Consider the following 24,989-nt stretch of genomic DNA (forward strand, 5'->3'; position numbering starts at 1 on the left):
TAAACCATAGCTACCACAGAGAGAATGCTCATACTTTCAGCTGTAAATTGTTGAGATTTATTATCTAATCTTCAGTCTGACTTAATAAAAAGTCTTTACTTACAGTCTTGTGTCTCAATATGTCAAAGATCGCCGTGTCGCGAACGCCCTCCTTGTGTCGGGCTCAGGATTGACTGCGTCTATCCTGTTCGCACCACTTGGTGGAGAATAACGGATTCGAACCGTTGACCCCCTGCTTGCAAAGCAGGTGCTCTAGCCAGCTGAGCTAATCCCCCGTAAAAGAGGTGAGAGGTAAGAGGTGAGAGGTAAGAACCGACTCACACCGTAGTCCCAGGCAGACTTGAACTGCCGACCTCCACATTATCAGTGTGGCGCTCTAACCAACTGAGCTATAGGACTCTTAGTGGTCAGAGGGGGTACCCCTGCCCGGCCTCAACTATTCTCTAGATAAACAGAAGAAGTATACAAGAAAGCTGAAGGGTTGACAATCAACCTTGCTTACCTAACTATTCAGCGTCCTCTTTATTAGCGTGTTGACTTGACTTGCGTCTCGTCCACACACTCCAGAAAGGAGGTGTTCCAGCCGCACCTTCCGGTACGGCTACCTTGTTACGACTTAGCCCCAATTACCAGTTTCACCCTAGGCCGACCCTTGCGGTCACGGACTTCAGGTGCCCCCGGCTTTCATGGCTTGACGGGCGGTGTGTACAAGGCCCGGGAACGTATTCACCGCGCCATGGCTGATGCGCGATTACTAGCGAATCCAGCTTCATGGGGTCGGGTTGCAGACCCCAATCCGAACTGAGGATGGCTTTAAGGATTAGATCGCAATTGCCTGCAACCAACTCTCTGTACCACCCATTGTAACACGTGTGTAGCCCCGGACGTAAGGGCCGTGCTGATTTGACGTCATCCCCACCTTCCTCACACCTTACGGTGGCAGTACTGGCAGAGTGCCCAGCATTACCTGATGGCAACTACCAGAAAGGGTTGCGCTCGTTATGGCACTTAAGCCGACACCTCACGGCACGAGCTGACGACAACCATGCAGCACCTCCACAGGAGTCCCGAAGGACCTCATCATCTCTGAATCGTTCTCCTGCAGTTCAAGCCCGGGTAAGGTTCCTCGCGTATCATCGAATTAAACCACATGTTCCTCCGCTTGTGCGGGCCCCCGTCAATTCCTTTGAGTTTCACCGTTGCCGGCGTACTCCCCAGGTGGGATGCTTAACGCTTTCGCTTGGCCGCTGACATTGTATCGCCAACAGCGGGCATCCATCGTTTACCGTGCGGACTACCAGGGTATCTAATCCTGTTCGATACCCGCACTTTCGAGCTTTAGCGTCAGTTACACGCTGGAAGGCTGCCTTCGCAATCGGAGTTCTTCGTGATATCTAAGCATTTCACCGCTACACCACAAATTCCGCCTTCCTCGAGTGCACTCAAGTTCTCCAGTTCGCGACGCACTGCACAGGTTGAGCCCCTACATTTCACGTCACGCTTAAAAAACAGCCTGCGCTCCCTTTAAACCCAATAAATCCGGATAACGCCCGGACCTTCCGTATTACCGCGGCTGCTGGCACGGAATTAGCCGGTCCTTATTCTTCGGGTACATACAAAACACTACACGTAGTGAACTTTATTCCCCGACAAAAGCAGTTTACAACCCATAGGGCCGTCATCCTGCACGCTACTTGGCTGGTTCAGACTCTCGTCCATTGACCAATATTCCTCACTGCTGCCTCCCGTAGGAGTTTGGACCGTGTCTCAGTTCCAATGTGGGGGACCTTCCTCTCAGAACCCCTACTGATCGTTGGCTCGGTGGGCCGTTACCCCGCCGACTGCCTAATCAGACGCATCCCCATCCCTTAGCGATAAATCTTTGTTCCTCATCAGATGCCATCCAAGGAAAACATAGGGTATTAATTCGACTTTCGCCGGGCTATGCCCTACTAAGGGGAAGGTTGGATACGCGTTACTCACCCGTGCGCCGGTCGCCATCGCTGGTTGCAAGCAACCAACATGCTGCCCCTCGACTTGCATGTGTTAAGCCTGTAGCTAGCGTTCATCCTGAGCCAGGATCAAACTCTTCACTGTAAAAGTTATTTCTTTAATAGCAAGGACACTGCAAAAAAAAGCAGCGAACCATGCTGATTGTTCTGTACTCAAGGACGCCATATCCGAATAGTATCTCTGGTAAAGCTTCTCATTCTCAAAAACCGTCCCGAAGGACAGTATTGACGGTTGACTTCATATTACCCACGGCACTAATACTATAAAATAATAAAAGCACCGCGCTTCTTGTACTACTTCACTGTCTATGTAAATCTTTCAAAGAACTCTTTCTTTAGCGCTTCAGAGGTTGTTTCCTCGTTAGCGGATGCAAAGGTACTACTTTTTCCCAAACCGCCAAAACTTTTCAAGAAAAAATTAAGAAAAAAGTATAATTTTTACCCCACTCTTGACATTTGTCAAGCACGGGAGATTTTTACACATTATATTATATATACGCGCGCGAAAGAAGTTTAACTTTGCAGGGAGAGATGTTTAACTTTACTCGGAGAGATGTTTAACTTTACTCGGAGAGATGTTTAACTTCTTTGTGAGCGAAGTTAAACCCCATCCAGTAAGATTCGCAATAGTGTTTAGGCAGAACGGCAGCAGCGTTTAGTAAGAACTCCGATGGCGTTCTTACTAAACAGCTATTGTAACCTATTTTTTCTTGAAATAATCGTTATAAACCTTTATGCTGAACACAATCATGCTACAGGTAGTAGTAACAAGATTGGTCAAGAACAAAGGCCAAAGTATTTCCGGCTTATGAAGCAAGCCCTGTAACATGAAGCAGATGCTGCCTATACCCATCATTAAGAACGTGGGGAGAGCGATGCCATCGGTATTACGCGTGCGGATGGTCTCTATGGCCTGTGGCAGATAGCCGAGAACCATAGTAACACTTGCCAACCAGCCACATATTTCAAAAACCAAAGACTGTTCCATAACAGTTTTATTAATAAGGTTAGTAATATAGCTTCCTACAAAAGGCATGAATCATCGTTTCTTTCCTTTCATGCTGATGAGCGGTATGAGCATCTCTTCCATTGAGATACCACCATGCTGGAAGGTGTCCTTATAATAAGACACGTAGTAGTTATAGTTGTTAGGATAGGCAAAGAAGGAGTCACCCGTAGCAAAGACATAGCTTGTAGAGAGGTTCGGCTGTGGCAGCTGAGCCTGTTTGGGGTCTTTTATCACGAACAAATCCTTTGAATCATAGCCGAGGTTCTTACCTAACTTATATCGCAGGTTGGTATTAGTGTTACGATCGCCAACTATCTTCACTGGCTTCGTACAGCGTATTGAGCCATGATCGGTTGTAACGATGACACGATAGTCAGTCTGTGCCAGCTGACGGAAGAAGTCGGCAATAACAGAATGACGGAACCATGACAATGTTATGCTTCGATAAGCCGACTCGTTATTTGCCAATTCACGCACCATGCGACTTTCCGTACGTGCATGCGAGAGCATGTCAATAAAGTTGAACACCACAACATTCAGGTCGTTCTTCTCCAAACTCTTGAACTGCTGCATGAGGTGGTCAGCATCCGACGAGTTATTCACCTTATGATAAGAGAATGTGTTTCTACGACGATAGCGCTCAAGAAGTGTCTGCACAAGCGGTGCCTCATTAAGGTTCTTGCCTTCCTCTTCGTCCTCATCAACCCACAGGTCAGGGAACATTTCTGCCACTTGTCGAGGCATAAGCCCTGAGAAGATGGCATTTCGCGCATATTGCGTGGCCGTGGGCAGTATGCTATAATACAGCTCTTCGTCAATATCGAACTGGTCGCCAATCTCCTTGGCAAGCATACGCCACTGGTCATAGCGGAAATTATCGAGCACCACGAGGAACACCTTCTCGCCCTGGTCAAACAATGGGAAGATGCGCTTCTTGAAGATGTCGGGCGACATGATGGGCTGAGCGTCGTCAGCCTTTGCCTTACCGTTATCCACCCACTCAAGATAATGCTGTTTGACAAATTTCGAGAAGCCAATGTTTGCCTCCTCCTTCTGCATCTGAAGCATCTCTGTCATCTGCGAGTCAGTAGATGACAGTTCCAGTTCCCAGTGCACAAGCCTCTTATATACCTCAATCCAGTCCTGCCATGTGCGACAGTCCATAATCTGCATGGCTATCTGCTGGAAGCTCTGCTGATACTGGCTCTGCGTCACCTCGGTCTCTATCTCACGGCGATGTATGTTCTTCTTCAGCGTGAGCAGTATCTGGTTGGGGTTCACAGGCTTGATGAGATAGTCGGCAATCTTCTGACCTATTGCCTGGTTCATGATATTCTCCTCCTCACTCTTCGTCACCATGACTACAGGTGTGGCAGGAGATATTTCCTTTATACGCTGCAGCGTCTCCAGTCCCGAAAGGCCAGGCATCTGTTCATCGAGCAGCACAAGATCAAAAGAATTGTCACGACAAAGGTCAATGGCATCCGTGCCATTGGAAGCGGTGGTCACTTCATATCCTTTTTTCTGTAGGAACAAGATGTGTGCTTTCAGAAGCTCCATCTCATCATCCACCCAGAGTAGTTGAGCGTTGGTCATATATCTTGCAATATTTATATTATCATTGGTTATTGGCTATCTGATACTATCCCTCTTCACCACAGGTCATCTTCTAAGACGTCACCTCCACTGTACGTTGCCGGCTGTTGTCCGTCATTCCCAGTCTCGTTTTCATCCTCTTCTGTCTGTTCTATCGCTTCAGGCACATCAAGGAGCTCCTCGTTGCTTATCTCCAGTGGAGCGAAGGTGCGTTCATAGAACTCCTCATAGTCACGATAGCTGTAACGTGTGCCTATGAGCGAGAGGTTGTGGTCGCTTACTATCAGATGACGGCAACCGCCCAGACGGTTTGCCATGTCAGGCTCAGCATACAGCTTTCGTGCATACTGCAGAGCCTCATCATAGTTCAGGAATCCGCTCACCATCATTCGGTTCACCCCACTCTGCCGTTCTATATTGATTTCGAAGTTACGAACGGTGAACTGAGTGAAGTTATAGCGTGCTATCTCAAAGAGCAACTGGTTCTCATTCTCAGTTACGGAATGAGTCTTGTCGTCAGCACCAAAGAGTCGCAACGAGTCAGGCTGATAGACGAGCATGAAGACAAACGGCAACGTACGGTCTGTAGAAAGAGTATCGGTAGATGTGGAGTCATCAGCCAGTGTCAAATCACGACGCGACCACACGTCATCGAGGTCGAATGTACCGCCATTAAGCGTTCGTCCCTCCTGAACGCCCTTGATGATCATGCCTGCCATCTCTGCCACGTCACTCTTAGGATATTTATCCACCACCAGCTTGAGCTGTTCGAGACAGCCCTTCGCATCGCCTTCGTTTAGCAACGTCAGTCCGTGAACAAAAAGGAACTTCGGACGATTCTCACCCAATGGGAATCGCTCTGCCGAGAGCTGTGCGTTGCTCTTCACCTCTGCATACCTTATCTGTTTGAAAGCATCGTAAGTAGCAGAATACATAGAGTCCTCTATATGAGCGCCGAAGCGTGCATTTACAGCAAAGTCAGGGTCACTGAGAAGCACCGTCCACTCGCTTTCAGGATAATCGGTCTGCATCTGTTGCAGGCATAGTGAAGCCTTGTCATGAAGTCCCATTCGTGAATAGAGCAGGAACAGATGATACAACGCCTCGTCATTATGCTCATAGTCAGCATATTGTGAAGTGAGTCTCGTGAGGTATTTCTCCGATAGCAGCAGGGGCTTGCTCCTTGGAGCATCTTCCAGCGTAGAGTTGTCGAGCTTGTCCTTGAATATCACACCAGAATGGAACAGTCCGTCCATGATGATGAGATTACTTGCCTGCACCTGTTCCTCAGTGAAAGGTATCTGTGCGAGATAGTACTCACGACGATGAGGGTCGTTCTGAGCGCTGTCGTTTTTCTGTTCCTCGGCATTCGCAATAGAATCGCTGATAGCCTGCTGTGCCATGAGCGAGTCTTCCATGGCCTGCAACTGTTCAGGATCATCGATATTTGTGGAAGCCACGACTGTCTGGTTAGCGCGACGCCAGTTATCGGCATTCTCACGCTTGCCCCACTGCTTCTCGAACTGCTGCTTACCCTGGTTCACAGCCATCGGATTGTAGAAATACCACAAGCCCTTCTCCTGCTGGTTATTAGCAATAGGAGTACGAGGTGTCACAGTATTGCGGTTACCCACAGCGCCCTGTTTCTGCAACACTTTCTCAACCTCGGCCTCACGCTCTTTGTCGCGCTCTTCTTTTTCCTTCTTCTTCAGAGCCTCAATAACACGATCGATGGCTTCGTTACGCTCTTTCTCTGACATCTTCGCCAACTGCTGCAGAGAGTCCTGCAGATGAACGGCATCGGTATGGGGCACAAGCTCATCGAGCACCTTCGAACGGCGTGACAGCTCTGCATAGTCAGGACGGTCCTTATCGAGAAGACCTATTGCCTCGCCATAGCAGCGCTGGGCATCGTTATATCGCTCCATGTCCCAGTATATTCCTCCAAGCCTCAGCAGCAATACACCTTTCTCTATACCAGCGCGCGTGGCTTTCTTGTTGCCTTCCTCGTAGGCTGTGATAGCCTTCATGGTATCGTTCTGAGTCATGTAGATATTGCCTATAGCATAATAGACCTGATCCAAGTAGTCCTTGTTATTATCAGAGCGTGCCATACGACGCAGGCGGGAGATCATCTTCTTCGAATTACCCTTTGCCATCACCTCCGTCTGAGCTATACGCGCATTGAACTCCACCTCATACGGAGGATTCTGCGCAACAACCTTCTGATAAGCCTTATACGCCTGCTGGCTGTGTCCCAACTGTGTCTCCATCTGTGCCATGAGGAACCACATGCGTGCCTTCTGGTTCTTTCTGCGCTCATGTTTTATTGCCTTCTGCAGATAAGGAATAGCCTTTTCGAAGTCGCCAGTTTTCACATAGTAGTTTGCATAGGTATAATCCCAGTCGGCCTGCGCCTTATAGTGAATGGTATCCTGAGTAACAGCACGTCCCTTACCCTTACCTCGGTTATTGGAACGACGCATCACGTCTTCTGCATCATAGATCCAGCCGAGCTCCATATAAGAGCGTGCCAGCCACGAGCGTGCAATATCGTTTATCGCAGGCTGTGTCTCATACAATCTAGACATATAAGAGAATGTGGCAGCAGCCTCATCGAAATCACCTTTCTGGAACTGCGACTTTCCCAGCATTAGCCATGCCTTCCACAGGAAAGGATTATACTCGCGGCGCGACAGCCACTCCTTGTCTTTATCGGTCTTGCGGCGTGTCTTCGTCCACTTTGGCTTTGCCTTTATGCTATGTTGCTTAATGGCTTTCTCGCTCTTTTCGATAGCACGGTCGAAATTACCCTTTCCTATGTCGCGGCTTGACTTGTTGCCAACGGTATATAATGGTATAAGTTCCGTAAAATTGTCTTTGTTGCCTTTCTCTTTCTCGAGAGCGCCATCCTCATAGGCTTGCGAACCGTTATAAAATGTGTTATAGCGCGCCGTAAAAGAATGCCACCATCGTGACGAGCCTGTATTTTTATGCGTGGAACAGCCTGCCATCATTAAACTAACGATGGCAAGAAACATGATTATTCTGGCTGTTCTACACATATTAATTCTTAAACGGAGAACACCGTCAGTTTATTGTCTTTCAGATTCTATTTCTCATCTTCGGCAGCCTTCTCTTTCTTTCTCTTCTCTTCCATGAGACAAGCTATCTTGCACGAGCCGTCAGCCATGCTGCTGCAAGAAGCACAGTCGTTAGCTGGCACTATAGGCTCGTCTTTGTCGCCCCAAGAGAAGATGGCAGCGACAATGCCGAGAACAACAATAGATGAAATGCAGATGATTGCGAAAGACATGGCGGTCAAAATTGTGGAGAGACAATGAATCCTGCCTGCTGTAAGTCTTGCCAATAGTGCGGATATGACTTGCTCACCACCTCAGGATTGTTTATCACTATCGGCTGTTTCATTGCCACTGGTGCGAAGGCGAGGGCCATTCTGTGATCATTATACGTATCAATGGCAGGTATCTCCTCAGGCTCGCATCGCTCACCATCCCACACAAGTTCACGACCATCAACATCATGAATGACGAAGCCTAGCTTACGCATCTCAGTCTTCAGCGCCTCTATGCGGTCGCTCTCTTTAATCTTTAGTGTCTGAAGGCCTTTGAAATGGAAGTGTATGCCTTTCATTGCGCATGTCACGACAAACGTCTGCGCAAGGTCGGGCGAGTTAAGGAAGTCATACTCCAGCCGTGGTATGCGGTGCGGACTCTTACGTAGTGTTACTGTCGTTGGCTTTCCATCCTCTTTAGTTCCAAACAGCGTCTTCACTCCAAGCAGGCTAAAGATATAGCGCACAGAAGAGTCGCCCTGCTTTGAGCCATCCATAAGTCCGTCAAGTCTTACCTCTACATCCTGCTGGTCAGACAGAGCCGTCATCTCATACCAATAGGAGGCAGCGCTCCAGTCGTTCTCAACGAGATAAGGATGCGGCACGTATGGTTTCGGCTTAACAGTTATCGTATCTACCGAAGTCCATTCTGCATCAGCACCAAACTCGCGCATAGTCCACAGTGTGAGGTCTATATAAGGACGTGAAATGATATCGCCAATAAGACGAAGTTCCAGTCCATCCCTAAGCATGGGACCAATTAACAGCAGCGCAGAGATATACTGTGAGCTTACGTTTCCTTCAATCTCGAGCGAGCCGCCATTGAGTTTCTTGCCTTTTATGCGAAGTGGCGGATAGTCCTCTACCCCATCGTAGGTTATGTCAGCGCCAAGCTGTCGCAGAGCCTTTACAAGGACTTTTATCGGACGTTGCTTCATGCGCTCAGTACCCGTCAGGACATGCTCGCCATTGTCAGTGGCAGCAAGGAAAGCCGTCATAAAGCGCATGGCGGTACCAGCAGCCTTGATATCAATGACATCAGGCATGCTGCGCATCGCTTCAACAATGACCTCGGTATCGTCACAATCGCTAAGATTATCTGGGAGCTTCTCTTCCTTAACACCTGCGAGAGCACATATTATGAGTGCTCTGTTTGATATGCTTTTCGAAGCAGGAAGCTTCACACTGGTATTAAGACTCGCCGGTGCTGTTATAGAGTATTGTGTCATATATTTATGCTACGATATATTCATCATTCAGAATTCAATGGACAAAAATACTACGTTTTCCTCACATGGGCAAATATCATTTATTAAAAAGACCTAATTAAAGAATATTGGTCAGCCACAGCACTGCCATGACTGACCAATATAACTATTTATTAAAACTTTCGCTTAGAAAATCTTTCCTACTATGCGAAGCTTGAGTACTGGACAAACAGAAACCTTACTGATGGTCTTCAATATCTTACCGCCATCACTACCTGTGTTTGTCTCGTCAAGTTTCATTTCAGTATTCTGACCAGTATTGGCGTCTTTTCCGTAGCAGTAAACCTCAGGTGATCCCCAGAACTGGCAACCGAGATCAAACTGAACGCCTACACGATTCTTTGGAACGGCACGACCGAAGCCAAGTCCGACATAAGGACGGAACTTCTTAACCTTTATGCTTGCAGAAAGGTTACCTTCGTTAGTTGGCTGAAGGAAGTAATCGCCCAACTCTACACCAAGCTGTTTAACATTATCAACTGTCTGGGTACCACTTACTTTAGGGCCTGCAGGTGTTGTTGGGTAGTCTTTATAATTGAAGGTGTACTTACCAATATGATCGCTATTCACACCATTCTTGAAGCCAGCGTTGAACTGATTCACCACATTCAGGGCTCCATCCTCTTTATTGTACACACTCACGATATCATCAGCTCCGAAATAAGCGCCTACAGTAAGGTGGAAGCTATTAACAGCGCCTAAAGGATAAACATCGAAAAGGACATGCCATGTTGACATATTCAGTTTTCCTTCAACCGAGATCTTCTCGGGAATCACCAGCTGTGGATCGCTGTACTTGTAGTATTCATTACTCTTCAGACCTTCAGTAACGCCAGTCACATCAAGATCTGTGCTATACTTAAACTTTGGAATCCAGTTATAGCCAACACGAGCGCCTAAGAAATCAGTCATTGTGATTGAAGCGTCAATACCGATGCCGGTAACTATACCTGCACTAACGCCAACACCGATGTTTGGCGTCAAATCGAACTGTGCGTTTGCCGTCGTAGCAGCGAGAGCCATGCTCATTGCAACTAAGATTTTCTTCATAGTCTTAAAGCTTTAATTAATGATTATTATTTGTGAAAATTTTGTTTTAATCTATTAAAAACTGTGCAAATATACAAAAACTCTCCAATCCTTCAAAAAAAAAGGCAAAAATATTACACAATTACCGCTCTTTTATAATTTTCTTGCTTCCTCGGATGTATATACCACGTCTAACTGCCTTCACGCGCTGCCCATGCAGAGTATAGAAATAGTCTGGTTGCTGCTTCACACTCTTCACAATGCTAATGTCCGACGGATGATGCAAAGGTCTGAACAATTGCATGCCACGATACAGATAGTAAGCGCTACGACTATTGAGCTTCAACCCAATGCCCTCTTCCGACTTCTCACAAGTTGTAAAAGCTGTTAAAGAGTCTGCTGCATTATAAGTAGGCTTTGCCGAGCTGCCAACGAGATATGACAGCAGACAAACGTCATCTTTCTCAGCTTTCACATCCAGCGTTACATCTACTGTTGGTACCATGCCATAGCCTGGATAATAGAAATAATATGAAGACTTCTCACTTGTAGCTTTAACGCCATCATACAGCTCCACCTCGGTCGTACTGTTCTTCTCTGGTGCGCGACGCCATGCAGTGTTGACAGCGAAGCCATTAACAGCAACGGTATTTGTCATCACCTGCCAATTACACAATGGAGCCTCATCGGCAGTGAAATCGATATTTTTCACCATCTTGTATGCTCCGTTGGCACGCAGGCAAGTCTCGCTGACTGCGCCATTGGCATCAGTAGCAGTAATGACCACATAGCCACTACTTACACCTGTAACAGTAAGCATCGAGCAATCGTCATTAACAGTAAAGTCACTGAACGCTGCACCATCGGCAGTAGTCATCTTAACATTTGAAACACTGCTGCCAGAAGGTGTTGTAAGTCTGTAACAAGGGAAGTATTCATCGCCTATACGTGTAAATGATACCATCTCAGCTACCAGCTCCGTTGATTTTTTGCGAAGTGGTACAAGACTAATCTCAGAATTAAGTCCTGACGGCACAAGACTCCAATTGTTATACCTGTAGCCTGACTGACTTGTACTACCATTCACCACGTCAAGTATGTTCACATCCTCGAATATGCGCCACTCCGTACCATCTATATCCATCTGTCTGATCCGGTTTGCCGGCAGGTTTGTCACCTCTATCCGCAAGGTATTGACACCTTCCTTAACTTTTCCCGTTACATCTACCCTGAAAGGAGCACTCCATGCACAGCCGGCATACTCATTATTGACATACACTCTTGCACTCTCGCGCACATCGCCCAAGTCAAGCACCATGCCTGCATTTGCCATAGCCATCAGTGACTGACTGACATTGAACGATGCCTCATAGACGCCTGTTCCCATGGCACGCGCCGTAGCATTGTCAAGTGTCTGCCAGGCAGAAAGCTGTTCAAGTTCATATTGCGGCTGCAAGTTGTCAGGATAGCTATCGTCAGTAAAGCTAAGCGTCCAATTGGCATTGATTGTTTCGCCCGTCATCTCCACCACCGGCACATCTTTTTCTGAAAGTTCCACCGTTGAGTCATAAGTCTGCAGTATCACCGACTGTCCCGACTTCAGAGAAAGCCACACCTTACCATCTTCCACGTAAGCCTGCTTAATATCGGCCGTCATGGGATTAAAAAGCACTGCTCCCTGAAAGTCAACTGCTAGCGAGGTCATGCCACTTATATCGTCTGGCGACAGATTAGTAATGAAATAATGATATCCAGTAGAGTTCTTACGACGTATGGTGCGCAGTCCAAGCTTTGTACGCATCTCCTCGGCAGGAGCGTTGAATGTAGCAATGGAAGCAGCATTGTTGTCCCAAACCACTTTTGCGCCATCAGCTACAAGTGCCTCTACATGGTTTTTAACATCATCGGGCATGTTTGTAACAACAGGAACTACAAGCCCGCGATAGCGCGTGCCGGCTGCAGTAACAATCATTCCGTCCTCAACCGTTGTTCCAAGCAGCAGTGCATCGCTGATGAAGTCGCAGTCGAGACCAGCACTTTCAATGTTCTTCACCGCCGTCACCATCGACGGAATTTTCTGCGACAGTGTGTTAATATCAAACAGCTGTAGTCTGGCTGCATTAGCGCCAGTATTCTTGTGCATGGCATCAACGAAAGGAGCATAGACCAGCAGGTCATTGTCGGGTTGTCCCATCTGCAGAAAACTCTGGCAGCGTGTGGCATAGTCCATGAACTGCGGAGCATCGCGCCAGATGCTGTTCGTAGGACTCATATCGATAGAAGCATAAAACTTCCACCCCGGCCATGCCGCTTGCTGTGGTGAATAGGTCGTTCCGTGAAAGAATATATGGTTTACGCCTGAGAGGAACATCAAGTCAACCTCGGGCTTCATCTGCGACAGCGATACACGGAAATGCTCTGCCAGCCAAGTGAACGTCTCACTCGACACCAGTTGCTTACCTGTCACATGAGCTGCTGACGAGGCATACTTCAGCGTTGCCATATCGCTAAGGTTCTGACTTGTGAAGCCCGGATCTGTACGCAGTCCCTTTATTTTAAAGTCAGTAATTCCGAATCCCTCTATCTCAGGAATATCCACGGCGGCATAGAAGTCAATGATATTGCCTGGTGAGCCATGCGACTGGTTACGTGTCGTTGTCCCATGACTATGAGCCCACTCAGTCCACTGACGTGTAAAGTTATTCAACAGCATGTCACTGAGCGTCCTGCGATAGTCGGCAAGAACATTGAGACCAGTGTCCTTACGATTACCTAGTCCCAACAGCTTATCCATATTCTCTTCAAGCTTATAGCCACGATATTTCTCAAACTCGCTGAACATCTTTGGCGTCCAGTCGGCTCCATACACCTCGTATGAATCATTAAAGAACGAGTGTGGCCATCGGCTCGAAGTAGCAGCAAATCGGTCATCGAAATGTTTCAGATAGGCAGCCACGGCATCGGCATCATAATGGTCAAGAACCTTTCCTACGCCGCCAGGGGCTGCACGCTTCACTTCCTGTCCTGTATGGCCATTGTATATGGCAAGCAGCAGCCAGCGTCCTGCGGGTGCTGTCCATTTCAGTGTTGTACCATCTACATACTCCGTCACGTCAACCACCGTTCCCTCACCATCCTGCTGATAAGCCATGACCTTGTTCAGCGGTGCATTCGACTCTGGCGACTTCACGTCAAAGGTGATCTGCTGTAAGCCATCGGCAGTCTTCGTGTCATTCTTCGTTACGAGCTTGCCTGCCGTCTGCTCTACCTTCAGCCACGGTCCTCCAAAGGGCCATCCTGTGCCTCCGTTCATATCGATGTCCATGCCCTTCTCGTCGCCTGTCGTCTGGCAGGTCTTAAGAGCATCCATCCACCCCTGCGACAGATAGCTTATGTTTTTCGACTCATTTCCCTTGACGCCATAGATAGGTGTTATCTCCAGCGTGCCTATGCCAGCAGCTGCATACTGTCCTATGTTCCATCTCAGGTTGTCGTCATCAACAGCCGACCCCATCCACCACCAGCGTGCGCCAGGCTTCATCTCCTTCGTCACTTCTGGCCACTGAGGTATGGTCTGTGCCTGCAAAACATTCAATCCGAGCACCATTGCGATGGCCGACAATACTGTTTTCTTCATCTTTGTCATTTGTTTTAAGTAGAATAATGCGGGGCAAAATTAATCAAAAAAGTTGAATACCTCTTATTAAAAAACGTAAAACCTAATACTATTTAGATAGTTTTGCCTAATTTTGCATCATAATTAAAGAAACCAGACAATGAGTCTCACTAATATAGCAAGATTATTCTTCAAGCCACGTTGGAGCGAATTGGAACGCCACCAGAACGATGGCGAAGCATTGCAAAGAGAAGTCCTCAGCAATTTGTTGGCAAAAGCGAAAGACACAGAGTACGGGCGCAACCACCTCTTTGGTGCGACCAAAGACTATGAGGATTTCGTACGCAACACCCCGATAAACACATACGAAGAGCTGAAAGGCGACATAGACCGCATGCGTCGCGGCGAGAGCGATGTGCTGTGGCGCGGTCGTGTGAAGTGGTACGCCAAGTCAAGCGGAACCACCAATGACAAGTCAAAGTTCATCCCCGTCTCTCCAGAAGGTCTGCAGCGTGTACATTACAAAGGTGGTGCCGATGTAGTTGCCATCTATCTGCGCAACCGTCCTGACAGCCGCATGTTCGATGGTCGCGGACTGATACTTGGAGGCAGCCACGCGCCTAACTATAATCTTCCAGGCTCACTTGTCGGCGACCTCAGTGCTATTCTCATTGAAAATATCAACCCTCTGGCAAACCTCGTGCGTGTTCCGTCAAAGAAGACCGCCCTTCTCAGCGACTTCGAGACTAAACGCGACCGCATAGCCCGTGAGGCAATGTCGAAGAATGTCACAAACATTAGTGGCGTGCCATCGTGGATGCTCTCTGTACTCAACCGCATGATGGAGGTTACCGGCAAGACACATCTTGAAGAGGTGTGGCCAAACATTGAGGTATTCTTCCATGGAGGCGTAGCGTTTACGCCTTATCGCGAGCAATACCAGAAGCTCATCACCTCGCCACGCATGCAATACATGGAAACCTACAATGCCAGCGAGGGATTCTTCGGCATTCAGGACGATCCTAACGACAAGTCCATGCTGCTAATGCTTGACTATGATGTCTTCTACGAGTTTGTTCCCATGGAGAATATCGAGCTCGCTCCTGAGCACTACAACCCCATACCGTTATGGGCTGTTGAGAAGGGCAAGAACTATGCCATGATTATCTCCACCTCGTGCGGTCTGTGGCGCTACATGCTTGGCGACACCGTCCAGTTCACGTCAACAAATCCATACAAGTTCATTATCACCGGACGTACAAAGAGCTTCATCAACGCCTTTGGTGAAGAGCTTATCGTCGATAATGCCGAGCGAGGCCTAGCGCATGCCTGCGAGATGACAGGTGCCGTTGTCAGCGAATACACCGCCGCCCCAGTGTTCATGGGCTCCGATGCCAAGTGCCGCCACCAGTGGGTTATAGAGTTTGCCAAGGCTCCTGACGACATAGACAAGTTTGCCACAGCCCTCGACAAGAAACTGCAGGAGGTGAACAGCGACTACGAGGCGAAGCGTTATAAGGACATAACGCTTCAGCCACTTGAGATTATCGTTGCACGCGAAGGACTGTTCAACGACTGGCTGAAACACAAAGGCAAACTGGGTGGTCAGCACAAGGTGCCCAGACTGAGCAACAAGCGCGACATCATAGACGAGATTATCAAGATGAACTCGTAGAAAAGCAGACCACGGAAAAAGAAACAGAATGATGAAAGACTGGAAAAATATTCTTAAGATATTGTCTTTGTTACTTCTCGTCACTTCTTGTGCACGCATGGGAAGTCCCGACGGCGGATGGTATGACGACACCCCGCCACGAGTGGTGCGCTCTACCCCCGACGACAGAGGCACCGACGTAAAGAGCAATACTGTCATAATACGCTTCAACGAGTTCATAAAGATTGATGACCCTCAGAGCAAAGTCATCGTATCCCCCCCACAGCTTGAGGTGCCAGAAATCAAAGCTCATGGCAAGCAGATAGAGGTGAAGCTACTCGACTCGCTGAAGGCAAACACCACCTACACCATTGACTTCAGCGATGCCATCTCCGACAACAATGAGGGCAACCCTATGGGCAACTACACGTTCACGTTCTCCACAGGCGATGCCATTGACACGCTTCAGGTGGCAGGCTACTGCCTCAATGCCGAGAACTTAGAGCCGATAAAAGGCATCATGGTTGGACTATACCCCGACAGCACCTTTGCCGACAGCACTTTCCACAAACTGCCCATGATACGCATCTCGCGTACTAATGGCAGCGGTTTCTACTCTATCAAGGGCGTGGCACCCGGACGCTATCGCGTCTTTGCCCTACAGGATACCGACGGCGACTACGTATATGGACAGCGTAGCGAGATGATAGGTTTCAGCAGCGCCATTGCCGAACCCACACATGTTCAGGCAGTACGTCAGGACACCGTGTGGCGCGACTCGCTCCACATCGACAAGATTCTTACCGTTCACTACACGCGCCATCTGCCCGATGATTTCACGTTGCTCTGCTTCCAGGCTCCGCAGACCGACCGCTATCTCATAAAGACAGAACGCAAACAGCCCGAGAAGATTGGTTTCTTCTTCAGCAACGGCAACGACACGCTGCCTTCACTACGCGGACTTAACTTCGACGCCGACAGTGCCTTCGTCATAGAAGCGTCGCAGAAACTCGACACCATTTACTACTGGCTACGCGACACGATGCTTGTCAATCAGGACACCCTCCGCATTGAAGCCACCTACATGGGCACCGACACCACAGGACTGATGGTTGAGAAAGTTGACACCATCGAGACCATAGCCAAGATACCCTACGAAAAGCGCAAGAAAGAACTTCAGAAGGATTTTGAGAAGTGGGAGAAGGAGCAGGCAAGGAAGAAGAAGCGTGGCGAGAAATACGACAGCATCATGCCTCCAGAGTTCCTCAATGTCAAGCTGAGCACCAATGGACAGCTGGCTCCCGACCAGAACGTCTTCTTTGAGATGCCCGAGCCTCTCGATTCATGTCACATGGATGGTGTACATCTTTATTCCATGATTGACTCGGTGTGGTATCGCTCACGCCACGTCTTTGAGAAGATTGACACACGCCGTTATGTCGTCAAGGCAGAATGGCGACCCGGTATTGAATACAGCCTTGAGGTCGATTCAGCAGCATTCCGTTCCATCTCAGGCAAGGTGAACCGTCCCATCACCACTGGAATAAAGGTGAAGACCGAAGACGAGTTCAGCTCGCTTGTTGTCAACATAACCAATGCGCCCGACAGCGGACAGCTCATCGTACAGATGCTCGACACCAGCGACAAGGTGGTGCGTCAGGCTGCCGTTAGCGACGGCTCGGCAGAGTTCTTCTATGTCAAGCCAGGCAAATACTATCTCCGTGCCTTCGCCGACCTCAACGGCAACGGCACATGGGACACTGGCGACTACGATCTCAACCAGCAGCCCGAACCTGTATTCTATCATTCTGACGAGGTAAACTGCAAGGTAAAATGGGATGTGACACGCAATTGGAACCTCACCTCACGGCCGTTCTTCCAGCAGAAGCCCATGGCAATAACCAAGCAGAAGCCCGATCAGGAGAAACAGTTGCGCAACCGCAATGCACAGCGAGCTGCAGAGAAAGGAGTCATCTACGTGCCCAAGGATTAATAAAAACTAAAAAGGGTACAAAAGTTTTCTATCGGATTAAACCTATTGTTCGTTTTGTAATCAAACGATTAGAAACGAATTATTAACACTGAATAAAAAAGACATTGCATTATGAAAAAGATAGTTTTAATCACTTTTGCTTTCTTTCAGATTCTGATGGCAAACGCCCAGTGCGGCATCAAGAACAACGCATTCCAGGGAGGCGAGTTCCTCGCCTACGATCTTCACTTCAATTGGAAATTTGTGTGGCTCAAGGTAGGAACAGCAACCATGTCAACCGTGAAATCCAAATTCGCAGGCAAGGACGCCTATCGCACCAGCCTCATCACTCGCGGCAACGACCGTCTTGACAATCTTTTCATGATGCGCGACACACTGCTCAGCTACTGCGATGAGAATCTAAACCCACTCTATCATCGTAAGGGTGCACGCGAAGGCGATCGCTACTATGTTGACGAGCTGTGGTACACCTATCCCAACACTAACTGTCACGTGAAGATGCACGCCATCACTTCAAGAGGCGAACACAAGTGGCAGGACAAAGAATACAAGGACTGCGTCTATGACATGATGAGCATCTTCCTCCGTGCACGTAACTTCGATGCCAGCAAGATGAAAGAGGGCGATGTGATACCTCTCCCCATCACCGATGCCTCAAGCCTCAAGAACTCATGGCTGAAATACCGCGGCAAGGAGACATTCAAGATTGACGGCACCAAAGAGAAGTTCCGCTGCCTCGTATTCTCCTTCATAGAGCATGAAGACGGCAAGAACACCGAGCTGATACGCTTCTATGTCACCGACGATGCCAACCACATACCCGTGCGTCTCGACATGTTCCTCTCCTTCGGCTCTGCCAAGGCATTCCTCAAAAGCTACAAAGGCGTGAAGAGTCCATTGACATCAAAGATCAAGTAAACAACTATACTTTCCCACCTCTAAACCTTTTAAAGGTGGGAATCTTTAATCTATTATAACAATCAAAAAAGTATGGAGAATTATTTTGCTGACCCTCTGCGCTACGACGGAGGAATGAAGTACGAACGATGTGGACGCAGCGGCGTGCTGCTCCCACGAGTTAGCCTGGGCTTCTGGCACAACTTCGGCGGCGTTGACTCCTATGAGCGCAGCCGCGCCATAACCCACTACGCCTTCGACCACGGCATCACCCATTTCGACCTGGCCAACAACTACGGCCCCCCTTATGGATCGGCAGAAGAGACCCTCGGCCGTCTCATGGACGATGACTTCCGACCCTACCGCGACGAGCTTTTCATCTCCACAAAGGCTGGCTATGACATGTGGCAGGGGCCTTACGGCAACTGGGGTTCGCGCAAATACCTCATGGCATCGCTCGACCAAAGTCTCAAGCGCATGCGCCTCGACTATGTGGACCTGTTCTACTCCCACCGCTACGACCCTGAGACACCACTCGAAGAAACCCTTCAGGCACTCGTTGACATTGTCCGCTCAGGCAAGGCGCTCTATGTAGGCATCTCGCGTTGGCCTCTCGAAGCCACACGCTTCGCCTTCCGCTATCTTAAGGAGCGCGACGTGCCGTGCCTCATCTATCAGGGACGTCTGAACCTTCTCGACCGTGCCCCGCAACAGGAAGGCATCCTAGACCTGTGCATTGAGCAAGGCGTGGGCTTCATCTCGTTCTCGCCCCTCGCCCAGGGACTGCTCACCGACCGTTACCTCAACGGCATACCTTCCGACTCGCGCATGTCGAAGGGCAAGTTCCTCAAAGAGAGCATGCTCACCGACGAGCTCCTGCAGCAGATAAAAGACTACAACGCTCAGGCCCAGCAGCGCGGCGAGACTCTTGCCGAGATGGCTCTCGCATGGATTCTCCATCAGAAAGGTGTCACGAGCGTCCTCGTTGGTGCCAGCTCCACAGAGCAGCTCCAGAAGAACCTGAAATGCATCAACGCGGAACCTTTCTAACATAATGAAATTACACGAAAGGCGCTCGAACTTCGCATGCTTGTGAAGCTCGAGCGCCTTTTGTATAATTTTTTTACAACAATGGCGTCATATAAATCGGAAGATATGTTATGCCGTCCTCAACCTTATAGTCAGCTGCATGAAGCACAATGGTAATAGTCAAGGAGTTGCTTATATATTTTACGTTTCATAATGATGTCTTTCGCACCTTTTTGAGATTTTTGCCCTACCATATTCTACACCTTTTTGAGATTTTTGCCCTACCATATTCTACACCTTTTTGAGATTTTTGACGCTGCAAATATACACCTTTTTGAGATTTTTCGCAAATAATTCACTCATTTTCTGTCTTTCTTTTACCAAGTGTAGTGGTGACCTCAATGACAATGTACTTTCATTATTTATTGATCTGCAAATCATTTTGAAATTGTTCGAGCGTTATGACATTCACCTTTGGAAAGGGGATATCCTTTAGTACCTTAAAATGATTGTCCTCACTGACCAGATAATCAGCACTGGCCACTATCGCGCAGTCAACGAACTTGTTATCATCAGGGTCTTGAGTAATTAAACCAAAATGATAATGAGGGTCGAAGAACTTGATGCTGTTGCTCTTGATGATAGCATTAACTATTCTGACGGCAAATGTATGATTTACCTTTTGAGTAAGTATCTCCAAATACTCGCTGAGGATGTCGTTGCTTATACATATAATATATTCCTCGTTCAGGAAAGCTTCCCAAACGGAACGATACTTGCTTCGCAAGGGAATCATGCGAAGCAGACAATTGGTATCGACTACTACATGCCTCATCTGTCGCTTACATCTTTGGACGATATGGTGTGCGCATGTGTTCGTGCGACCACCCCTCTAACACTTCTTCGTTGATAACACCTTCGTCCCAAAGACGGTCCAATTCTCTGTCAGCTAACTTTGCAAAGAACATTGACAATGCGTGTTTCAACTCACGAAGATCCTCCTCGGAATCTATATGAGCCACAGAATTCAACAATTCAATTTGTGCGGCATTTAATGGCTGCGTTAACGTTGCATTCATAACTATCATTACTATTTCTCTGCAAATATACACCTTTTTGAGATTTCTAGCAAATAATTAACTCGTTTTTTTCTTCTTTTACCAAGTGTAGAAATCGCAAAAAAATCTCAAATTCTTGTTATTCTTCTTCCTAACGTTTCCGTTGTATTTACTCAGATAAATATAGTAGTCGGTATATTTGACTACATCAATTCCAACAAGCCTATCAATCGCAGAGCCGTTCTAATGATAGTTAAAAGGCGCTCGAGTTTCACTTGCTTGTGAAGCTCGAGCGCCTTTTGTATAATATTTCTTTGTTATTATAGCACTTTCCTGAATTGCAACAATTCACTACCTTTTATAAATATGGGGCGGCCTTCTGGATACTTTTTCAAGAGAGACCTACTTTGGTGAATCTCTAATGAATAGTTGATACGGTCTGTTGAGATAAGACGCTCGATGTCGAAGGTTCCAAGATTCACTTCTTCGTCAAAGATATAGCAATAATATCTGTCGTGATGTGGCGAGGGATAGCCTTCCTTTATCAAGTCCTCCTTTGTCTTTACTTGATATCCTTTTACTCGGAATGCCTTAAACACGCCAAAGCTTTCTTTGTCGAATTCGTATAAAAGCACAAACTTGGCCTTTTTATTCTGAGTATCTTGAATATTTATACCTCCCTCAACGTCTGTGCCCAAACGAACATTATAGGCATCGTCAACCTTACCTCCTTTTCGTCCGAACATCCATTCCTTTTGGTCTTCTCGGAAACCGCCAACCAAGAAGGACACTTCTGGATAATTCTCCAGATAATGAAGCGTAAGCAATTTCTGAGGAATGACTCTGTGTGGGCGAGGCTGTACCTCTGGCAACAAACTTTTAGGGTCTGCACCCAATTCACAGAGCTCAACATAAAATGCCTGTTTCAGTTGGAACATGACCTGGTCATTCTCGTTTCTCACTTCTGCTTTCAGTTCCCGTTCTTTCTGTTTGTCTTTCAGTTCTATCTTGTCAGGATCGCGTAGTGCCAACGAGAAATACTGCTGACTTCCCTGATTCTCGAATGGTTGGAATAGCTTACCTAATAATGTCTGGAAGTTCTCTTTTATAAATGTGTTAGGCTCCACGTCCTCATGGGCCGTCATTGCATAGAAGAGGAAGTGCTTTTTCAACATTTCCTGTATCTCCATTCGGAACTTCTTTCTTGCTTCCAAACGCCATGCAGCTTTGGCCGTCTCCTTATTTCTTCCATACAAACCCAGTACAAACAGAAAGTTGACATCGTAGTGAGCCAGCATATAGGTGTCGCGGTCGAACAAGCGATTCTCAAACTGGCGGTTCAGGTGATATTGTTTCTTGTCCCTCGACAGTTCAATCTTATCATCTGCCGTCAAGTCGTTTTGTTGGGCTGATATGAAGAAATTGGGTATTATGTTGTATCCTTCCGTCACATCATCCCTTAGTTTGATATGGCCTTTTTGCTCGTCCTTTGTTCCGTCATTAAAGAGGTCAAGGTTCCATTGGATGACATTTCTGGCATAGGTAAACTGCTTGCTGATGGACTTGCTATCCAACTGATTGCCTCGTTTGTAGTATTTCGAGTCACCTATATAATAGACGTCATCATTACTGTCGTTGTTGGTCAACACACGATATTGGTAGATGTGGTCAACAATCTTTCCGTCCGCCTGGTCTTTCAGTCCGTCAGGCAGCTTTTGGTCGCCTGCTATCAGTTCATCAATGATTGCCTCAAATACAATCTGGAAGTCCTTAGCCAACAGATACTCCCTGCGGTCCACATTTAGGTTGATGTTTTGCGGCTGTTCAAAGAAGGCATAGCAGAGTTCCCATAGCTCCAATGCTTTGTCCGAGAAATACTTGTATTTGATTTGACGTAACCGTCGCCTACCCTGCCCATCAAGATATTTTTGGAATTTCTCGCCACGAATCAACGGGAAGTTGACGTTCATGATGACTGGCAATCCGTATTTCTGCTGAATGTGATTCAGAATGCTGTAGTAGATAATGAGCAACTCCTCGTCGAAGTTAACCCTCCGTTTTTTATTTACAGGGTCCAGATAAGCCACACTTTGTGTCCTTTGCCCTGATGCCTGCTCAATGATAGCCTGAGAGTGTGCAATGGTTCGCGTCCAGTTTATCTTGTTATAGCCAGCGTGCATATTCTTCACAATGAACGTCACGAACTGCTGGTTCCGCTGGTTCCATTGTTGCAAAGCCAACAAGATGTCGAGGAACGTACTTGCCTTGCGTTTCTTCATCCGTCCCATGACAGGAGCCTGTTCGTAGAGGATGATTGAGGGGCGTTTCTTCTCACCTCCAAAGCGGTCGTATTCGTGTTCACGGAATACGGATAGTGCACGATAAATCCATACCGACAGATTGTAGATGAATCGATATTCCTCCTTGCTCAACTCGTCGCATTTCTCCGGATTGATCAGGTTGCGTGGCTCGATATGTCCAAATACCCTTTCATGATAGCGCTCACCTTCGAGCAACACCTTCGGAAGAATAAACACACAGTCATTCAGTTTCGGGTTGAAGTAATAGCCAACCTTGTCGAGGCTAACCTTTCCCTCGGCATCATGGAACAACAGTTCGCCCAATACCTCCTCGCTGATGTCCTCACTCTGATACGGATATTCCTCTATTAGGATGCGCATAGTTCGCTATTCTGTTGCAGTTTCCTCTGTATCAGTCGAGTCCTTCGCTGTCTCTGTATAGAGTTCGCTTTGCTCGCCAAACACATTGTGCATAAATGCCCTTAGCGCTTTCGTGTCTGCTATGATCTTGCCATTGTCATCTTCCGTATAGAAAGTGTCAAAGGAAGGATCGCCCTTACCCTCTACAACTTTGAAGATGGTATTGTCTTCATCCTTGAATACATCATTCCACAGATAGAACACCACCTTGCCGACAAACCTCTCTGCATCTATCTCCTTGCAGTCCTGTGTCTTTGGCTTGCAGAAGAAATAGCCCAATTTCTTGTCGTCAGAACTGGTGGCATTGGCTATCTTCTCGTTGATGGCCAAAATGAACTGCCACCAACTACACTCAAAGGCGTAGGGTTTGTTGTCTTTCTCGTAGTCAAACTTCACAACCCAATTCAGCAACTCTTTCGTTTCAGAATCCCTGCCCTCAGCAATCTTCACATACTTCCAATCCCAACGGCGCTTAAAGGCTGAATCAATAGGGAAGAGGCTCTGGTCGCTCGTGTTCATCGTGGCCCAGATGTAGAGGTTGGAAGGAAGCAACAATATACTGCCATCCTTGATGCTCTTTGTAATACCGTCTGGGTAGTGTTTCCTGTAAAGGTCATCTATCTCCTTTGCCTTTTCTTCTGCAAGATTCCACTCTTTGCTGAACAGCGCCCTCAGTTCGTTTTCAGCATCAGCATCCGTCTTGATTGGATAAGAAGAGTAACCTTCATCATTACGGTCTAACAATTGGAATATGTCACCAAATATTTGGGCACAGTTTCCTCGGTTTATCTCCTCAATCACCAAATACTGCGCTCTATCAGGATGCTGCCACGCAGCAATATAAGCCTGAAGAAATGCCTGGCAACTGTACTTATAGACAATACGTCTCTCCTTCTTAGGCTGTCCGCTCTCATCCTTCACTACAATCAGTTCCTTGCCTATCACAGTCGTCATATCCACCTCTTCCATGTGTGGTTTGTAGCAACCCACGAATGTAGAATAGTCGCTATCAGGATGGAACGTCGTGCGAATAACCTCTTCGCCTTCTGTCAGTCTGTTTATCTCATGCGACTTTCCTGTGCCAGGGGCACCATAGTAGATTTGTTGGAGAGGTTGATTATTGATGACAATTCTGCTTTTATTCGCAACTATTTTTGATGCAATGCTAAAATAATCAAAGTATTTCTTTACGTCTATAGCACATTCTTTTTCTGGATATAATATTGTCTCAACCCCTAAAGTCCTATCATTAATTGAAACATTGTTATCGTCAATTATCAAATTGGTGAAATTCGACAGGTAAACCCTTACTTTATCATGACTGCTTAATTCCACCCCAAACATAGAATCAAGTATTGTGTCAAATTTTGTTTCACCAGAACTAATAGCTTTCAAGATTGCAGCATAGATACAAGTAGGGGCATAGTTTTTAAGACTTGGTGCATATGGATTAGGAATAAAGTATTTTGCAGCCCAGTTCTGCATATAAGCGAACAAATCTGCATAGCTGATTTCATTGGTGAACCTAGGATAGCATATACCATTTTCTTCGTAATAAAATGCAAGCTGTCGAGCTATTTGACTATGAGTCTGCTTCCATCCATTGATTTTTGCTTCTGTGAATGAATGGAATTCTGCTTTTGGCATTGCTTTTCTTGGCATGTTGTTATAAAAGAGCAGAACGGTCTCCCATGAAAGATTCTTACCTCTGCATATAGGGGATGCTTCATCAAATAGTGCCATAGTTATATTC

15 protein-coding genes, 2 tRNA genes and 1 rRNA gene are annotated in these 24,989 nt (G+C 47.3%); 4 read left to right on the forward strand and 14 right to left on the reverse strand.

Annotated features, from left to right (window positions below; all coding sequences use genetic code 11):
- Window positions 1-198: 198 nt before the first annotated feature.
- The 10 genes from M1L52_RS00825 to M1L52_RS00870 all read right to left on the reverse strand — a co-directional run bounded on the left by M1L52_RS00825 (window position 199) and on the right by M1L52_RS00870 (window position 13,906).
- Window positions 199-275 (reverse strand) — tRNA-Ala (locus M1L52_RS00825).
- Between the two features lie 50 nt (window positions 276-325).
- Window positions 326-399: transfer RNA gene (locus tag M1L52_RS00830), tRNA-Ile, on the reverse strand.
- A gap of 168 nt (window positions 400-567) precedes the next feature.
- Window positions 568-2,097 (reverse strand): 16S ribosomal RNA (locus M1L52_RS00835).
- Window positions 2,098-2,712: 615 nt separating this feature from the next.
- Window positions 2,713-3,000: a SemiSWEET family sugar transporter gene (locus M1L52_RS00840; protein ID WP_248612936.1), complete on the reverse strand. Its 288-nt coding sequence runs from the start codon at window positions 2,998-3,000 to the stop codon at window positions 2,713-2,715.
- A 51-nt stretch (window positions 3,001-3,051) separates the two neighbouring features.
- Window positions 3,052-4,617 (reverse strand): bifunctional response regulator/alkaline phosphatase family protein, encoded by a 1,566-nt coding sequence (locus M1L52_RS00845; RefSeq protein ID WP_248612937.1) that lies wholly within the window; start codon window positions 4,615-4,617, stop codon window positions 3,052-3,054.
- A 56-nt stretch (window positions 4,618-4,673) separates the two neighbouring features.
- Entirely contained in the window at window positions 4,674-7,682 is a 3,009-nt protein-coding gene (locus tag M1L52_RS00850) for a tetratricopeptide repeat protein (protein WP_248612938.1), read from the reverse strand.
- 47 nt (window positions 7,683-7,729) lie between these two features.
- Entirely contained in the window at window positions 7,730-7,933 is a 204-nt protein-coding gene (locus M1L52_RS00855) for a hypothetical protein (protein ID WP_248612939.1), read from the reverse strand.
- Between the two features lie 5 nt (window positions 7,934-7,938).
- On the reverse strand, window positions 7,939-9,201 hold the full coding sequence (locus M1L52_RS00860; RefSeq protein WP_248612940.1) for a 3-phosphoshikimate 1-carboxyvinyltransferase: 1,263 nt from the start codon (window positions 9,199-9,201) through the stop codon (window positions 7,939-7,941).
- A gap of 165 nt (window positions 9,202-9,366) precedes the next feature.
- Window positions 9,367-10,290: a hypothetical protein gene (locus tag M1L52_RS00865; RefSeq protein ID WP_248612941.1), complete on the reverse strand. Its 924-nt coding sequence runs from the start codon at window positions 10,288-10,290 to the stop codon at window positions 9,367-9,369.
- Between the two features lie 121 nt (window positions 10,291-10,411).
- On the reverse strand, window positions 10,412-13,906 hold the full coding sequence (locus tag M1L52_RS00870) for a glycosyl hydrolase (RefSeq protein ID WP_317231463.1): 3,495 nt from the start codon (window positions 13,904-13,906) through the stop codon (window positions 10,412-10,414).
- A 139-nt stretch (window positions 13,907-14,045) separates the two neighbouring features.
- Between M1L52_RS00870 and M1L52_RS00875 the strand changes: the two genes are divergently transcribed.
- The 4 genes from M1L52_RS00875 to M1L52_RS00890 all read left to right on the forward strand — a co-directional run bounded on the left by M1L52_RS00875 (window position 14,046) and on the right by M1L52_RS00890 (window position 19,479).
- Entirely contained in the window at window positions 14,046-15,560 is a 1,515-nt protein-coding gene (locus tag M1L52_RS00875; protein WP_248612942.1) for a GH3 auxin-responsive promoter family protein, read from the forward strand.
- Window positions 15,561-15,588: 28 nt separating this feature from the next.
- Window positions 15,589-17,532, forward strand: a complete 1,944-nt coding sequence (locus M1L52_RS00880; protein ID WP_248612943.1) for an Ig-like domain-containing protein — start codon at window positions 15,589-15,591, stop codon at window positions 17,530-17,532.
- A 111-nt stretch (window positions 17,533-17,643) separates the two neighbouring features.
- A complete protein-coding gene (locus tag M1L52_RS00885; protein WP_248612944.1) occupies window positions 17,644-18,450 on the forward strand; it encodes a DUF3108 domain-containing protein in 807 nt (268 codons plus the stop codon).
- A gap of 72 nt (window positions 18,451-18,522) precedes the next feature.
- Window positions 18,523-19,479, forward strand: coding sequence for an aldo/keto reductase (locus M1L52_RS00890; RefSeq protein ID WP_248612945.1), 957 nt, complete (start codon window positions 18,523-18,525; stop codon window positions 19,477-19,479).
- 397 nt (window positions 19,480-19,876) lie between these two features.
- On the opposite strand, the gene M1L52_RS00895 is transcribed toward M1L52_RS00890, so the two are convergent.
- From M1L52_RS00895 to M1L52_RS00910, 4 genes are all read right to left on the reverse strand, one after another.
- Window positions 19,877-20,293 (reverse strand): putative toxin-antitoxin system toxin component, PIN family, encoded by a 417-nt coding sequence (locus M1L52_RS00895; protein WP_248612946.1) that lies wholly within the window; start codon window positions 20,291-20,293, stop codon window positions 19,877-19,879.
- 7 nt (window positions 20,294-20,300) lie between these two features.
- A complete protein-coding gene (locus M1L52_RS00900; protein WP_248612947.1) occupies window positions 20,301-20,537 on the reverse strand; it encodes a hypothetical protein in 237 nt (78 codons plus the stop codon).
- A gap of 299 nt (window positions 20,538-20,836) precedes the next feature.
- Window positions 20,837-23,197, reverse strand: coding sequence for a restriction endonuclease (locus M1L52_RS00905; protein ID WP_248612948.1), 2,361 nt, complete (start codon window positions 23,195-23,197; stop codon window positions 20,837-20,839).
- Window positions 23,198-23,203: 6 nt separating this feature from the next.
- Window positions 23,204-24,979: a hypothetical protein gene (locus M1L52_RS00910; protein WP_248612949.1), complete on the reverse strand. Its 1,776-nt coding sequence runs from the start codon at window positions 24,977-24,979 to the stop codon at window positions 23,204-23,206.
- Window positions 24,980-24,989: the final 10 nt, after the last annotated feature.

Source organism: Prevotella sp. E13-27 (assembly GCF_023217965.1).
Taxonomy (GTDB): domain Bacteria; phylum Bacteroidota; class Bacteroidia; order Bacteroidales; family Bacteroidaceae; genus Prevotella.